Annotated in this window: 17 protein-coding genes; 6 read left to right on the top strand and 11 right to left on the bottom strand. The window is 55.3% G+C overall.

Annotated features, from left to right (window positions below; translation table 11 throughout):
• Positions 1-174: 174 nt before the first annotated feature.
• Positions 175-699 carry a type 1 glutamine amidotransferase domain-containing protein gene (locus HA50_RS02745; protein WP_084872299.1) on the top strand — a complete coding sequence of 175 codons (525 nt, stop codon included), beginning with the start codon at positions 175-177 and terminating at the stop codon, positions 697-699.
• Positions 700-788: 89 nt separating this feature from the next.
• Here the strand turns inward: HA50_RS02745 and HA50_RS02740 are convergent, their stop codons facing one another.
• Complete coding sequence (locus HA50_RS02740) at positions 789-1,220, bottom strand: YhbP family protein (RefSeq protein WP_084872295.1); 432 nt, start codon at positions 1,218-1,220, stop codon at positions 789-791.
• A 101-nt stretch (positions 1,221-1,321) separates the two neighbouring features.
• On the opposite strand from HA50_RS02740, the gene HA50_RS02735 reads away from it, so the two are divergent.
• Positions 1,322-1,609, top strand: coding sequence for a GIY-YIG nuclease family protein (locus HA50_RS02735; RefSeq protein WP_084872293.1), 288 nt, complete (start codon positions 1,322-1,324; stop codon positions 1,607-1,609).
• Here HA50_RS02735 and HA50_RS02730 read toward each other — a convergent pair.
• Both HA50_RS02730 and ubiT read right to left on the bottom strand, forming a co-directional pair.
• A complete protein-coding gene (locus tag HA50_RS02730) occupies positions 1,593-2,099 on the bottom strand; it encodes a GNAT family N-acetyltransferase (RefSeq protein ID WP_084872290.1) in 507 nt (168 codons plus the stop codon). The genes HA50_RS02735 and HA50_RS02730 overlap by 17 nt on opposite strands.
• The gene (gene ubiT / locus HA50_RS02725; RefSeq protein ID WP_084872288.1) at positions 2,093-2,620 is read right to left on the bottom strand and encodes a ubiquinone anaerobic biosynthesis accessory factor UbiT; all 528 of its coding nucleotides are present in this window, start codon (positions 2,618-2,620) and stop codon (positions 2,093-2,095) included. Before ubiT ends, HA50_RS02730 begins: the two co-directional genes overlap by 7 nt.
• Positions 2,621-2,822: 202 nt before the next feature.
• Here ubiT and ubiU point away from each other — a divergent pair, with 202 nt between their 5' ends.
• The 3 genes from ubiU to HA50_RS02710 all read left to right on the top strand — a co-directional run bounded on the left by ubiU (position 2,823) and on the right by HA50_RS02710 (position 5,841).
• The gene (gene ubiU / locus HA50_RS02720) at positions 2,823-3,818 is read left to right on the top strand and encodes a ubiquinone anaerobic biosynthesis protein UbiU (RefSeq protein ID WP_084872285.1); all 996 of its coding nucleotides are present in this window, start codon (positions 2,823-2,825) and stop codon (positions 3,816-3,818) included.
• Positions 3,819-3,827: 9 nt separating this feature from the next.
• A complete protein-coding gene (locus HA50_RS02715; RefSeq protein ID WP_084872282.1) occupies positions 3,828-4,712 on the top strand; it encodes a U32 family peptidase in 885 nt (294 codons plus the stop codon).
• Positions 4,713-4,830: 118 nt separating this feature from the next.
• Positions 4,831-5,841: a luciferase-like monooxygenase gene (locus HA50_RS02710; protein WP_084872279.1), complete on the top strand. Its 1,011-nt coding sequence runs from the start codon at positions 4,831-4,833 to the stop codon at positions 5,839-5,841.
• Positions 5,842-5,846: 5 nt separating this feature from the next.
• On the opposite strand, the gene HA50_RS02705 is transcribed toward HA50_RS02710, so the two are convergent.
• Positions 5,847-6,761 (bottom strand): AraC family transcriptional regulator, encoded by a 915-nt coding sequence (locus HA50_RS02705; RefSeq protein WP_084872276.1) that lies wholly within the window; start codon positions 6,759-6,761, stop codon positions 5,847-5,849.
• Positions 6,762-6,944: 183 nt separating this feature from the next.
• Here HA50_RS02705 and HA50_RS02700 point away from each other — a divergent pair, with 183 nt between their 5' ends.
• Positions 6,945-7,691: an SDR family NAD(P)-dependent oxidoreductase gene (locus HA50_RS02700; protein ID WP_084872273.1), complete on the top strand. Its 747-nt coding sequence runs from the start codon at positions 6,945-6,947 to the stop codon at positions 7,689-7,691.
• 68 nt (positions 7,692-7,759) lie between these two features.
• Here HA50_RS02700 and HA50_RS02695 read toward each other — a convergent pair whose 3' ends face one another.
• The 7 genes from HA50_RS02695 to rbfA form a co-directional block, all read right to left on the bottom strand.
• A complete protein-coding gene (locus tag HA50_RS02695; RefSeq protein ID WP_084872270.1) occupies positions 7,760-9,694 on the bottom strand; it encodes a DEAD/DEAH family ATP-dependent RNA helicase in 1,935 nt (644 codons plus the stop codon).
• A gap of 16 nt (positions 9,695-9,710) precedes the next feature.
• On the bottom strand, positions 9,711-9,767 hold the full coding sequence (yrbN, locus tag HA50_RS32100) for a protein YrbN (protein WP_100229640.1): 57 nt from the start codon (positions 9,765-9,767) through the stop codon (positions 9,711-9,713).
• 105 nt (positions 9,768-9,872) lie between these two features.
• Positions 9,873-10,757 (bottom strand): lipoprotein NlpI, encoded by an 885-nt coding sequence (nlpI, locus tag HA50_RS02690; protein WP_084872267.1) that lies wholly within the window; start codon positions 10,755-10,757, stop codon positions 9,873-9,875.
• 252 nt (positions 10,758-11,009) lie between these two features.
• The gene (pnp, locus tag HA50_RS02685; RefSeq protein WP_084872264.1) at positions 11,010-13,148 is read right to left on the bottom strand and encodes a polyribonucleotide nucleotidyltransferase; all 2,139 of its coding nucleotides are present in this window, start codon (positions 13,146-13,148) and stop codon (positions 11,010-11,012) included.
• 309 nt (positions 13,149-13,457) lie between these two features.
• Complete coding sequence (gene rpsO, locus HA50_RS02680) at positions 13,458-13,727, bottom strand: 30S ribosomal protein S15 (protein WP_038016938.1); 270 nt, start codon at positions 13,725-13,727, stop codon at positions 13,458-13,460.
• Positions 13,728-13,940: 213 nt separating this feature from the next.
• Positions 13,941-14,897 carry a tRNA pseudouridine(55) synthase TruB gene (gene truB / locus HA50_RS02675; protein ID WP_084872261.1) on the bottom strand — a complete coding sequence of 319 codons (957 nt, stop codon included), beginning with the start codon at positions 14,895-14,897 and terminating at the stop codon, positions 13,941-13,943.
• On the bottom strand, positions 14,897-15,304 hold the full coding sequence (gene rbfA, locus HA50_RS02670; RefSeq protein ID WP_084872258.1) for a 30S ribosome-binding factor RbfA: 408 nt from the start codon (positions 15,302-15,304) through the stop codon (positions 14,897-14,899). Before rbfA ends, truB begins: the two co-directional genes overlap by 1 nt.
• Positions 15,305-15,322 lie beyond the last annotated feature (18 nt).

Here is a 15,322-nt window from a genome sequence, read left to right as displayed (position 1 = left end):
CCGTATTCAACCTGAATAACGAAAATCGCACCGGACGGCACGACGGATTAACCTGAGTGTTTATCAGGTGAAGGAATTTTTCCATGCTTAAACGCTCTAAATTTGACCTGCTTGCGTTTTGCAGGTGGGCAACCACACTTGATCTGACACCCAGGTACGACAAGGAGGAGAAAGATGAGCAAGAAAATTGCGGTATTGATTACCGATGAATTTGAAGACTCAGAATTTACCTCACCGGCGGAGGCTTACACCAAAGCGGGCCATGAAGTGGTCACCATCGAGATGAAAGCCGGTAAAACTGTCAAAGGCAAAAAAGGCAAAGCCGAGGTAAAAATCGATAAGGATATTGATCACGTGGACGCGGCAGAGTTCGATGCCCTGCTGCTGCCGGGCGGACATTCACCCGATACGCTGCGCGGTGACGATCGTTTCGTCAACTTCACCAAAGCGTTTGTCGCCAGTGGCAAACCGGTATTTGCCATCTGTCACGGGCCGCAGTTATTGATCAGTGCCAATGGCGTACGCGGGCGCAAAATGACCTGCGTGAAAGCCATCGCCATTGATCTGCGCAACGCCGGTGCGGACTTCTACGACAAAGAAGTGGTGGTGGATGATGACAAACTGGTCACCAGCCGCACCCCGGATGATCTGCCCGCCTTTAACCGCGAATCCCTGCGGATTCTCAACACTACGGCCTGATAGATTAAGCCTGCACAACCCGTAGCGGCGCGATTTATCGCGCGTTTTTTTCCGCCAGCACGCACGGCATTGCGCGATAAATCGCGCCGCTACGAATCACCGCGCTGCCAGACAATTTTTTTGCCGAAGCCCAGCGCGTTATCGGTCATCTTCACTTCTTCCAGCACAATCTCCCACAGCGGTGCCGTGACGGCGCGTGAGATCGGGAAACGGCGCTGATAAGCATGACGCGCCTGTTGTTCAGCCTCATCGCTTAAGCGCTGAATATGGCCGCGATACTGTACACCCTTGATCAGCAGCACGGTTTTCGGCTGGCCGTTGACGGTGCCGGCCACGCGCGGATTAGCCTGCATCAGCTGGCCATGTCGGGTATCCGGCTCGGTCATCAGCCAGAAAACCATGCGGGATTCATCGAAGACATAAAAACAGTTGGCGCACCATAGATCGTCGCCGTCTGTCGCGCACAGCGACAGCGCATGCTGTTTTTTCAGGTAGCGAATCAGATGGGAATGGTCGGACACAATCGAACTCCCTTGCAGGCCGGAGGCCTGTGCTGACGGATAGCGGCAACGCCTGATGCGCGCTACACTGCCTGTCAGCGATTTTTCCGAGGTTAATCATCATGGAGCAGGGCTGGCAGCTGTATATGCTGCAAACCGCCGCAGGCCAACTCTACACCGGCATCACCACAGACGTGAACCGGCGTTTACAGCAGCATCAGCAGGGACGTGGAGCGCGATCATTGCGCGGAAAAGGTCCACTGACGCTGGTATTTCATTGTGATGCGGGCGATCGGTCTGCCGCATCACGGCTTGAGTATCAGGTGAAGCAGTTAAGCCGGGCACAGAAACTGCAACTGGTGGCGCAACAGCCGCCCAGCCTGAACAACTGGTTTACGCAAAACGATTGAAGGGTGCAGCGAACTCGATCTGCCCTTCCGCCCCTGCGAACGCGTCATCAGCCAGTTTATACACCTGAAATGCGGCTTCCGAGCCAGGCCAGCGGCAATGTAGCCCGTGACGCGCTGCCGGTTCAAAGCCGAAGTCATGGTAGTAAGCCGGATCGCCCAGCACCACCACCGCGCTGTAACCAAATTCGTTCAGCGCATCCAGCCCTTCATACACCAGCTGTTTACCGATGCCCTGTTTGCGTACCGTCTCATCCACCGCCAACGGTGCCAGAGCGACCCAGTTACGGTCTTCGCCCTGCAACGTCACCGGGCTGAACGCGGCATACCCCAAAACCTGACCTTCATCATCGGTCGCCACCACGCCAAGGGTCAGCAAACCATCTTCACGCAACTGCTGTACCAGTTCCGCTTCGGCGGCGCTGGTAAAACAGCGCTTTAACAGACTGTCGATGCTGGCCGCATCGACGCCAATTTCAGTACGAATCAACATGAGATCCCCGCGCGCGACTCAGTGGCCTTCGCGTCCTGTTTCAGTCCAGCCTCAACAAAAGCAGCCAGCTGCTGCAATCCCGTTCGCAATGGCGTGGGCATGGCATCCAGTTCAATGGCATCCATCAGGTTCTTCACCTCCAGCCCCAGCTCCGTGTCACCTTCAATCACCAGACGGCGTTGAAAGAACAACATATCGGGGTCCGCTTTGCGTGCTGCCACCAGCAACAGATCGTTGGCTTCGCCGCGAAACCAGACATCAGCTTCGGTGTCGCGCGAAACAGTCAGACGCCCGGCCTGTAACGTGGTCATCCAGCGCAAATTGATGTCGCTGATTTCGATTCCCAGGGAGCGCCCTTCCAGAAAGTCTAACTCACCCTCAGCCAAAGCATGGCGAAATTGCCAGTTTAGGAGTTGTTGCAAAACGGCTTTTTTCAGCGCGAAAGGGGTTAATGACACCGGTAAGGCTAAGAATTCTGGCCCTTTTTCAACAATCAGACCGCGTAAGCGAGTAAACACCATCTGCACTCCCTTCAGAAAATTTTACCTATTCTGCCACATCCGTTTGGCTTCGCCTCCACTGAGATCAAGGAATTCGCACTCTGGTTGTGCGAAAAATCTTCAATCTGCATCACCATTGGCCGTTTCACTGCCTTAAATCAACATTCTGTGACGAGTGCTTACCTACACTCAACGCCGTCCAGAACCCGGGGGAGGAAAATGTATGGAACTGCTGTGCCCGGCGGGGAATTTACCCGCGCTGAAATCGGCGGTGGAGCATGGCGCCGACGCCGTCTACGTCGGCCTGAAAGACGATACCAATGCCCGCCACTTTGCTGGTCTTAATTTTACCGACAAAAAACTGGCCGAAGCGGCGCGCTTTGTGCACCAGCATCGGCGCAAGCTGCACGTCGCGATTAACACCTTTGCCCATCCTGACGGCATGAATCGCTGGCAACAGGCGATTGATATCGCGGCGCAAAATGGTGCTGACGCGCTGATTCTCGCCGATATCGCCACGCTGGAATATGCGGCAAAGCACTATCCGCAGGTTGAACGCCACCTTTCAGTACAGGCGTCGGCCACCAATCTGGAAGCGATCCGCTTTTATCACCGTCATTTTCAGCTGCATCGCGTGGTGCTGCCGCGCGTACTGTCGCTGCATCAGGTAAAGCAGCTGGCGCGTGAAACACCGGTACCGCTGGAAGTGTTCGCTTTCGGTAGCCTGTGCATCATGGCCGAAGGCCGCTGCTACCTCTCCTCATGGCTGACCGGAGAATCACCGAACAGCGCCGGAGCCTGTTCACCCGCCAAATTCGTGCGCTGGCAACAGACGCCGCAGGGCATGGAATCACGCCTGAATGAGGTACTGATTGACCGCTATGGACCGGAGGAAAGTGCCGGTTATCCCACCCTGTGTAAAGGACGCTACGAGGTCGATAACCAGCGTTATCACGTGCTGGAAGAACCCACCAGCCTCAACACCCTGTCGCTGCTGCCGGAACTGCTGCGTGCCGGTGTGGCATCAGTGAAGATTGAGGGCCGCCAGCGCAGCCCGGCCTATGTGGCGCAGGTGGCGAAAGTGTGGCGTCAGGCGATTGACCGTTGTATGGCCGCGCCAGAGCAATACGCCGTCCAGGAACCCTGGATGCAGGCGCTGGGTGAACTTTCTGAAGGTAGCCAGACCACGCTCGGTGCTTACCATCGCGACTGGCAGTAAGGAGTCAGCATGAAATACGCAATCGGCCCGGTACTGTGGTACTGGCCCAGCGACAAACTGGAAAACTTTTATCAGCTTGCCGCGCAATCCAGCGCAGAAATCGTCTATCTGGGTGAGGCGGTGTGCAGCAAACGCCGCGCCACGCCTTTCGCCCAATGGATGGAAATGGGCCGCGCACTGGCCCGGCACGGCAAACAGGTGGTGATTAGCACGCTGGCGCTGCTGCAATCGCCATCGGAACTGAAAGAACTGCGCCGCTATGTGGAAAACGGCGAGTTTCTGATTGAAGCCAACGACATCGGTACGGTGAATATGGCGGCCGAACGCCAGTTACCCTTCGTCGCTGGCCCGACGCTTAACGTCTACAACGCGCAAACCTTGCAGCTGTTGCTGAAAGAAGGCATGACGCGCTGGTGTATGCCGGTTGAGATGTCACGCGACTGGCTGATTCAGCTGTTGCAGCAGTGCGATGCCGCAGGCATCCGCGATCGCTTTGAGGTAGAAGTGCTGGGTTACGGCTATCTGCCGCTGGCCTTGTCCGCGCGCTGCTTCACCGCGCGCTCGGAAAATCGCGCCAAAGACGATTGTCAGACCTGTTGCATCGACTATCCCAACGGACGACGCGTATTGTCCCAGGAAGGCCAGCAGGTGTTTGTGCTGAATGGTATCCAAACCATGAGTGGCTACTGCTACAACCTTGGCAATGATCTGGTCGGCATGCATAACTGGGTCGAAATCGTCCGTTTATCGCCGCAGGACGACAGCACGCTGGAGGATGTGGATCGCTTCCGCGCCAACGAAGCGGGTGAAGCGCCGCTGATGGTGGCCCGCGGCAGTGACAGCAATGGTTACTGGCGACGCCTGGCAGGAATGGCGCTGGATAGCGGCCGCTGAAAGGCACGTTCCGGCTATATTCCTGCCCTTATTAGCAGTTTTAATATGGGTACTGATGCGTAATACTGGATGGCGCAGGCTTAATGAACACCTGCGCCATACTTATTCTGGAGTGCCCATGTCTGAGAAAAAAACTGTTCGCCTGTCCGTGCTGGACCTGGCCCCCATTCCACAGGGCGCAACGCCGCGTGATGCGTTCCACAATTCGCTGGCCCTGGCCCGTCAGGCTGAAGCCCTCGGCTTTTACCGCTATTGGTTAGCTGAACACCACAACATGACCGGCATTGCCAGTGCAGCCACCTCGGTGCTGATTGGTTATCTGGCTGCCAACACCGAAACCCTGCGCCTCGGTTCAGGCGGCATTATGCTGCCCAACCATTCACCCCTGGTGATTGCAGAGCAGTTTGGCACCCTGGAATCACTCTATCCGGGACGTATTGATCTCGGTCTGGGCCGTGCGCCGGGTTCCGATCAGCGCACCATGCTGGCGCTGCGTCGCCATCTTTCCGGCGCGCAGGCTGATAGCTTCCCGGACGATGTTGCCGAGCTGATTAACTGGTTTGACGCCGAAGTCGGTGAATGTCCGCCGGTGCAGCCAGTACCGGGCCTGTGCTCGAAAATTCCGGTATGGCTGCTGGGTTCCAGCCTCTACAGCGCGCAGCTGGCAGCTCAACTGGGCTTACCGTTCGCCTTTGCCTCACACTTCGCCCCTGACCTGCTGTTCCAGGCGCTGCATGTGTATCGTGAGAAATTCCAGCCATCAGCGCGTCTGGCAAAACCTTACGCCATGGTATGTGTGAACGTGGTTGCCGCCGACAGCGAACGCGATGCCCGTTTCCTGTTCACCTCGATGCAGCAGCAGTTTATCAACCTGCGTCGCGGCAAGCCCGGCCCGCTACCGGCACCGGTGGAGAACATGGATAACCTGTGGTCGCCGTCAGAACAATATGGTGTCCAGCAGGCGCTGAGCATGTCGATCGTGGGTGATAGCGATAAAGTGCGCCATGGCCTTGCGGCCTTGCTGCGTGAAACCCAGGCGGATGAAATCATGGTGAATGGCCAGATTTACGATCCGCAGGCGCGTTTGCGCTCGTTTGCACTGGCGATGGAAGCCGCCCGCTCGCTGTAACCGGGTTATTGCGGTGGCCAGGCTTCGGCCCCCACCGCATTCTGCCGCACATCACGTCCCGGCGACTGACCATAAAAACGGCTGTATTCGCGGCTGAATTGTGAAGCGCTCTGATACCCCACCCGATACCCTGCCGTTCCGGCGTCCAGCTTTTCCATCAACATCAGGCGGCGCGCTTCGTTGAGGCGTAATTGCTTTTGATACTGCATCGGCGTCATGGCGGTAACCGCTTTAAAGTGGTGATGCAGGGACGAAATACTCATGCCTACGTTGCTTGCCAGTTGATCCATCTTCAGGGGCTGATGAAAATTTTCCCGCAGCCAGCGTGCCGCTCGCGCCACTTTGTTGCCCGGACGTTCTGCCAGCGCCATATTCAGAATGCGGGGTCCTTCCGGGCCAGTGAGCAGTCGATAGAAAATTTCCTGTTCAATCAACGGCGCCAGCGCAGCAATATCCTGCGGCTGATCCAGTAACTCGACCAGACGAATCACCGCATCCACCAGCGGAGGAGCCACCTTGTGTACCGTGATACCGCGCTCATTGGTCGCTGCGGCACCCACCAAATGCATCGGGAAATGTTCCAGATAGCGCATCAGACGTGTTTCATTGATGGTGATGCCCACACCCAGATTGGGTTTCTCCGGTGTCGCCGTGACCACGCAGGATTGCACCGCCATATCCAGCGTCACCAGCAGCAAATCTCCCGCGCCGTAATGCATCACATCCTCACCCATACGAAGCGATTTCTGCCCCTGTGCCACCAACGCGAAACTGGCCCAGGTGGCCACGTGTGACAGGCTGGTTGGCCTGGAGCTGCGACCAAAAGAGAGAAAATCGATGGCGCTAAGATGACGTCCATCGTCTGGGGCGTGGCGGGCAATCATGGCAACCAGTTGCTGCCACTGTTCCTGATGAATCATGCGTTGAGCGCTCCGCAATGAGGGATCATTGAGTCTTTATTCTAACCTGGCGTTGACGTAGCGCCTGGCCTCTAGTGCTGAGATTTGCAGGATCGTGCAAAAAGCTTGCAGGATTGCACTACCTGCTAATTGTATGGACAGCGCATTCTTATGCTTCCCCGAAACCTCAGGTGGAGAGACACGATGAAAGCACTTGAAGGCAAAATTGCGCTGGTGACGGGCGCTTCGAAAGGCATCGGTGCTGCTATCGCCATGACTTTCGCGGCGGCCGGCGCCCGGGTTGTGGTGAATTATCGTCAGGATGAAGTTGGCGCTGCTGATATCGTTACCGATATTCGCGGGCTGGGCTGCGATGCTATCGCCGTTCAGGCCGATATCTCGCGTGAAGATGATGTGGCACGGCTGTTCGCTACCTGTATTGAGCAATTTGGCGCACCGGATATTGTGGTCAACAATGCAGGCATTTTTCATCACGGCGATTTTGTGGCGCTAAATGTTGTTGAGATACAGCAGCAATTGAATGTCAATCTGCTGGGTACGTTGCTGGTTTGCCAGCAGGCAGCCCGGCATTTCCCCACGCGAGGCGGTTGCATCATTAACCTCAGCGCGCTAAATAGCCAGCGCAGCACCCCAGGCTCGGTGCTGTGGGCAGCGACCAAAGGCGCGATTGATACCCTCACCCAGGGACTGGCACGAGAACTGGGTCCCCGCAATATCCGCGTTAATGCGCTGGCACCTGGCATCATCCTGACCGAAGGCTTACTGGCCGCGAAGAAGATGCATCCGGAGCTAAAAGCACAGTTAATTGCGGCAACACCGCTGGGACGTTTTGGTTTGCCGGAAGATGTCGCGCAGGTTGCGCTGTTTCTGGCATCGGAAGAATCAGCCTATGTCAGCGGTGAACGGGTGCTGATCGCTGGCGGGGTGTAAACTTTAGCTTACGCTGGATAAAAAAATGGGACGCCGAGGCGTCCCATTTTACTTTTTAGCTTTGCGACTTAGATGTCACGACGACGCGGTGCAGCAGCACCTGCTTCTTCGCGACGCGGGCCACGGCCACCTTCACGGCTGAAGCGTCCGCCTTCACGGCCACCTTCACGACGCTCAGAAGAGAAGCGACGACCGCCTTCACGACCTTCACCACGTGCACCAGCAGCACCGCCTTCACGGTTGCCACGACGCTCACCACCGAAATCACGACCGCCGCTACGACGTTCGCCACTGCGCTCACCACGCTCGTGCGGCTGTGCATCGCCCAGCAACTGCATATTCATCGGCTTGTTGAGAATACGCGTGCGGGTGAAATGCTGCAGAACTTCACCCGGCATGCCTTTCGGCAGTTCGATGGTGGAGTGAGTACCAAACAGCTTGATGTTACCGATGTAACGGCTGCTGATATCGCCTTCGTTAGCAATCGCGCCCACGATATGACGAACTTCAACGCCATCATCACGGCCCACTTCAATGCGGTACAGCTGCATTTCGCCAACGTCACGACGCTCACGACGCGGACGGTCGCCATCACGGCTTTCACGCGGACCGCGTGAGTCACGTGAATCACGGCTGTCACGACGATCATCACGATCGCGGAATTCACGACGCTGCGGACGCGGTGCATCTGCTGGCAGAATCAGCGGACGTTCGCCCTGTGCCATTTTCAGCAGTGCAGCAGCCAGGGTTTCCATATCCAGCTCTTCTTCCGGCTGCATTTTGCTGAGCAGCGCGCGGTACATGTCCAGATCGCTGCTTTCCAGCTGCTGCTGTACTTTCGCAGCAAATTTAGCCAGACGACGCTCACCGAGCAGCTCGGCATTCGGCAGTTCAACTTCCGGAATGGTCAGCTTCATGGTGCGTTCAATGTTGCGCAGCAGACGACGCTCGCGGTTCTCAACGAACAGCAGCGCACGGCCTGCACGGCCCGCACGACCGGTACGGCCGATACGGTGAACGTAAGATTCTGCGTCCATCGGGATGTCGTAGTTAACAACCAGGCTGATACGCTCAACGTCCAGACCACGTGCCGCAACGTCGGTCGCGATCAGGATGTCCAGACGACCATCTTTCAGGCGCTCCAGCGTCTGCTCACGCAGAGCCTGGTTCATGTCACCGTTCAGTGCTGCGCTGTTGTAACCGCTGCGCTCCAGCGCTTCAGCCACTTCCAGCGTTGCGTTTTTGGTACGCACAAAGATGATCGCAGCATCGAAGTCTTCTGCTTCGAGGAAACGCACCAGCGCGTCAGTTTTACGGCCATAAGCGGTCCAGTAAGACTGAGAGATGTCCGGGCGAGTCGTAACGCTGGACTGAATGCGCACTTCCTGCGGATCTTTCATGAAACGCTTGGTGATACGACGAATCGCTTCCGGCATGGTGGCAGAGAACAGAGCGGTCTGATGACCTTCCGGGATCTGCGCCATGATGGTTTCAACGTCTTCAATAAAGCCCATGCGCAGCATTTCGTCGGCTTCGTCCAGCACCAGACCACGCAGGTTAGACAGATCAAGCGTACCGCGTTTCAGGTGGTCGAGCAGACGACCCGGGGTGCCCACCACAATTTGTGGGCCCTGACGCAGTGCGCGCAGCTGCACGTCATAACGCTGGCCGCCGTACAGGGCCAATACGTTTACGCCACGCATATGTTTAGAGAATTCAGTCGCTGCTTCAGCTACCTGCACCGCCAGTTCGCGGGTGGGTGCCAGCACCAGAATCTGCGGTGCCTTCAGCGACGGGTCAATGTTGTTCAGCAGCGGCAGAGAGAACGCTGCAGTTTTACCACTACCGGTCTGTGCCATACCCAGCACGTCACGGCCAGCCAGCAGGTGCGGAATGCACTCGGCCTGGATCGGTGACGGCTTGACGTAACCCATGTCGTTAAGAGCAGACAGGATGGATTCGTTAAGGCCCAGATCAGCAAAAGTGGTTTGAATATCAGTCATGTAGTACACGTGCCTCTTAGATTGCGGCGGCCAGTCTACATAACTCGTCATGAAAATTTTCAGTCATTTTCATCGAAAAGTGTGAACCGGCTCAAATTAGAAGTTTCGACGAACAGAAAAGCCCTCATCCCGGAAGATGATGACTTAACGGGTAATTCAGGCAATAAAAGTTCGTCAGCTATTGCTGGTCAGATTCTGATAAATCGTCTTGTGCCTGGCCGAGTTGCGCCAGTTCCAACAATGCGTATCGGTGTTCAACAAAGTTGTTGACGTTGTTGGCCACCGCCAGTTTGAACAACGCTTTCGCGTCGTCCTTCTCCCCCAGACTTAGGTAGTACTTACCTAAATAGAAGTTGGTTTCACTGAGATGTTCAGCGAGCGAGGTGTTATCCGTTGCGTCCGCCTTGAGACGTTCCATCAATGTTTTTTCACTGATGTCGCCCAGGTAGAACTCGACAATATTCCATCCCCATTGGTCCCGGACCGCTTTGTCGTAACGTTGTTTAAGCGTTACTTTGGCCTTGCTGGCATCCATCTCGTGTTCAACGAGGTAGAGCCACAGACTGCGGAATGGATCATTAGGATCGTCTTGATAAAACGCCAGCAGATCATCTTGCGCTAACTTGTATCGACCGCCGTAATAGAGGGCGATACCACGGTTTAAATGCGCATAATTGTAAGTTGGATCAAGCTCAAGTACAGAATCAAACGCTTCATAGGCAGCATCAAAATTGCCTGCCTGCGTTAAATATATGCCGAGATAGTTAAACACCTCGGGCATATCCGGTCTGATAGACAGCGCTTGCGAAAAATCGTTCCGCGCTAATGCTCTCAGACCTAAGCTATCATACAACACTCCACGCTCATATAATAGCTGTGCGCGTTCATCATCGGTCAGGGCACGACTGGCAAGAATTTGTTCCATTCGCGCCAAAATCACTTCCTGCTGCAGTGTGGGCTGCAAAGGTACTGCCAGAACTTCGTTCTTACGCCAATTGGAGTTGCTGCATCCTGCCAGCGTCAAAGCTGTCGCAACAAAACACCAGCGCAAAAAAGGCTTCATTTCCCACTCCCGAATACAAACATTGGGATAACCATCCTGTCATCCGCCTGCTATGCACAAGGGTTCCCGCCCTCGCGATGATACCCGTAATACTTCAGATTGCTGGTACGTTGGCTGTACTTATTCGCCCTGGTCGCTTACCTGATGTAAGCCCCTGGGGATGCACTCGCCGCCGCTTTCCTGCAACCCGAATTACCTGCGGTATACAAACACCACTCCCTGCCAGGCAGGGAGTGGTTAATCAGGAAATACTTATTCTGCTTCAGGTGCATCAGTCGCAGCGGTAATTTCTTCCGCCTGCGGTTTCTGCTCTGTCGCTTCTTTGATGCTCAGACGCACACGGCCCTGACGGTCCACTTCCAGTACTTTAACCGGAACTTCCTGGCCCATCTGCAGGTAGTCGGTCACTTTCTCAACGCGCTTATCAGCGATTTGTGAAATATGAACCAGACCTTCTTTGCCGCCGCCAATCGCAACGAAGGCACCGAAATCAACGATACGGGTCACTTTACCAGTGTAAATACGGCCCACTTCGATTTCTGCGGTGATCTCTTCGATACGACGGATTGCTTCTTTCGCTTTCAGACCATCGGTCGCTGCGATCTTCACAGTGCCATCATCTTCGATTTCGATGGTGGTGCCGGTTTCTTCAGTCAGCGCACGGATGACAGAACCGCCTTTACCGATAACATCTTTGATCTTGTCAGAATTGATCTTGATGGTGTAAATGCGCGGTGCGAACTCAGAGATCTCCTGACGCGGCGTGCTGATTGCCTGCTCCATCACGCTCAGGATATGCAGACGCGCACCCTTAGCCTGGTTCAGAGCAACCTGCATGATCTCGCGGGTGATCCCTTCAATTTTGATGTCCATCTGCAGCGCGGTAATACCTTCACGGCTACCGGCTACTTTGAAGTCCATGTCGCCGAGGTGATCTTCGTCACCCAGGATGTCAGACAGAACAACAAATTTCTCGTCTTCTTTCACCAGACCCATCGCGATACCGGCAACGGCCGCTTTGATCGGTACGCCTGCATCCATCAGTGCCAGAGAAGCACCGCAGACGGAAGCCATAGAAGAAGAACCGTTTGATTCAGTGATTTCAGATACCACACGTACGGTGTACGGGAAATCTTCCTGTTTCGGCATCACTGCCAGCACGCCGCGTTTCGCCAGACGACCGTGACCAATTTCACGACGCTTCGGCGAACCGACCATACCAGTCTCACCCACCGAGTACGGAGGGAAGTTATAGTGGAACAGGAAGCTGTCGGTGCGCTCACCCATCAGCTCGTCCAGGTTCTGCGCATCACGTGCAGTACCCAGGGTCGCAGCAACCAACGCCTGAGTTTCACCACGGGTGAACAGAGCTGAACCGTGGGTACGCGGCAGCACGCCAGTACGCACGTCCAGACCACGGATCATGTCTTTTTCACGGCCATCGATACGCGGTTCACCGTTCAGAATACGGGTACGAACAACATTCTTCTCAAGGCTGTGCACGATATCGCCGATTTCAGCGCTATCCAGAGTTTCATCTTCAGCCAGCAGTGCAGCGATGGTTTCATCTTTGATGACGCCAACCTGAGTATAACGCTCCTGCTTGTCGGTGATGCGGTAAGCATCGCTGATACGTGCTTCTGCCAGGGCAGCAACGCGTGCAATCAGGGCATCATTAGCCGCTTCTGGCTGCCAGTCCCAACGCGGTTTGCCAGCTTCAGCCACCAGTGCATTGATGTTCTCAATAACAACCTGTTGCTGGTCGTGGCCGAATACCACTGCGCCCAGCATCTGATCTTCAGTCAGGATGTCAGCTTCTGATTCAACCATCAGCACCGCGTTCTGGGTACCGGCAACAACCAGATCCAGACGAGATTGTTTGACTTCGTCAGCAGTTGGGTTCAGGACGTACTGATCGTTGATGTAGCCAACACGTGCCGCGCCAATCGGGCCATTGAACGGGATACCGGACAGTGACAGTGCAGCAGAGGCACCGATCATTGCCACGATGTCCGGGTTAACCTGCGGGTTAACGGAAACAACGGTAGCGATAACCTGAACTTCGTTCACGAAGCCTTCCGGGAACAGCGGGCGAACCGGGCGGTCAATCAGACGCGCGATCAGGGTTTCGCCTTCGCTCGGACGGCCTTCACGACGGAAGAAGCTACCCGGGATACGGCCAGCAGCGTAGGTACGCTCCTGGTAGTTAACGGTCAGCGGGAAGAAATCCTGACCAGCTTTCGCTTTTTTCTGGCCAACAACGGTTACGAAAACCGCGGTGTCGTCCATGCTCACCATCACAGCGGCAGTGGCCTGGCGTGCCATCATGCCGGTTTCCAGCGTGACGGTATGCTGACCATATTGGAATTTGCGTACGATCGGGTTCAGCAAAATAAAAGTCCTTAACGTCGGGGCAGACCCATCTCAGGCCCGCCGGGGATTACCGATCTTCAGCTGCATCCTCGCGACTAATGACAACCTTTAACCGCCCTTGCGGTAAAGCCTCTCATTAGCCGCGCGAACCTCTGCAAGCGAAGATCACTCTCAGCAACAATACATGAGTTTGGACCGGATTGCTGCCGATTGCTCGAAAAAAGGGGCCGTAAAGGCCCCCTTTTCGCGAAACTCGCACAAATCTGATCGTCAGATGCGTTTTTTTGCATACTGTCTGCGCTACGCCCTTGATCAGATTCTTCAGACTTAGCGACGCAGACCCAGGTTTTCGATCAGGCTGGTGTAGCGTGCTACATCTTTACGCTTCAGGTAGTCCAGCAGCTTACGACGCTGGGATACCATGCGCAGCAGACCGCGACGGCTGTGGTGGTCTTTTTTGTGCTCAGAGAAGTGACCCTGCAGGTGGTTAATCTGAGCAGTCAGCAGAGCAACCTGAACTTCAGTTGAACCGCTGTCGTTGGTGCCACGACCGTATTTGGCAACGATCTCTGCTTTAGCTTCTACGCTTAGAGACATAATAAACTCCAGTAATTAATGAATGTATGGGTGCCGATCTCTAATTCAGCAGCCCGCTTTAAAGCCGCGCTATTCTACTCTCGGTCTGACAGCAACGCAAATGCCCCGTCATAATTCAAGCTGCAGGCGCGTTGGCTGCGCTCATTCACCCCAGTCACTTACTGATGTAAGCTCCTGGGGATTCACTCGTTTGCCGCCTTCCTGCAACTTGAATTATTTAGGGATAGATTCCTGAAACTCCACCACCAGGCGGCGCGGGGCAACGCGCTGCCGGTCATCAATCTCGGCCATACCAATAAACTTGCGCGCCTCACCTTCAGTGACACGCACCAGGCCAGCAGCAGGTACGTCAGCGGCCTCTACCGGTTGCCCCAGCTTGAAGTAAACCGCGATAGCATCGGGCAGATTCACTTCCGGGAAATCCGCCGCCGGGCTATCCATCGGTAGCAGCAGAGGGTCAAGCAAATCAGCCGGTGGAATTTCTGCGGCATTCGCCTGTTCCAGCAAAGCCTGCAACTGCTCAAGCGTCACCATTTTTTCTGCCGGATAGCGGGAAACCTGCAAGCGACGCAGCATGGTCACATGCGCACCACAGCCCAACTTTTCACCCAAATCGTCAATGATGGTACGAATATAGGTGCCTTTGGAGCAGTGAATCTCCAGCTCCAGCTCGTCCCCTTCCCAGCGAATGAACAGCAGTTCATACACGGTGATGGGACGGGGTTCGCGCTCGACGGTGATTCCCTGACGCGCGTACTCATACAACGGGCGTCCCTGATGCTTCAGCGCCGAAAACATGGTTGGCACCTGTTGGGTGTCGCCACGAAAACTTTCCAGCGCCGCATCCAGTTCCGCCTGAGTAAAGGTCACCGCACGCGTTTCGACCACGTTGCCGTCAGCATCGGAGGTATCGGTACGCTCGCCGAGGCGGGCGATCACGCGGTAACGCTTGTCTGAATCCAGCAGATATTGCGAGAACTTGGTCGCTTCGCCGAGGCAAATGGGCAACATGCCCGTCGCCAGAGGATCCAGCGCACCGGTGTGACCCGCTTTGTTCGCATTGAAGATGCGTTTTACTTTTTGCAGCACGTCATTGGAAGACGCGCCCTGATGCTTATCCAGCAGCAATACACCATGCACATCGCGACCGCGACGACGAGGACGACTCATCAATCCTCCTTGTCGTCGTCCGCTGCATGATCGCCACGGCGTTCAGCATCATTTTTGACAACATTGGTGACCAGGTTTGACATGCGCATACCTTCGATCAACGAGTTGTCATAGAAGAAGGTCAGCTCAGGCACAATGCGCAGACGCATCGCTTTACCCAGCAAAGTACGGATATAGCCTGAAGCTTCTTTCAGCGCCTTCAGACCGTTTTTCACCGCTTCTTCATCTTTATCATTCAGAAAAGTGACAAACACTTTGGCATAAGCCAGATCGCGTGACACTTCAACGCCAGAGACCGTCACCATCATACCGAGGCGCGGATCTTTAATTTCGCGTTGCAGAATAATGGCAATCTCTTTCTGCAGCTCCTGAGAAACGCGCTGCGGGCGACCAAATTCTTTCGCCATGATTATTTCTCCCAAATA

Source organism: Pantoea cypripedii (assembly GCF_002095535.1).
In the GTDB taxonomy this organism is placed as follows: domain Bacteria; phylum Pseudomonadota; class Gammaproteobacteria; order Enterobacterales; family Enterobacteriaceae; genus Pantoea; species Pantoea cypripedii.
The sequence above is the reverse complement of the archived record's forward strand: the minus strand, read 5'-3'. Positions and strand labels throughout refer to the sequence as shown.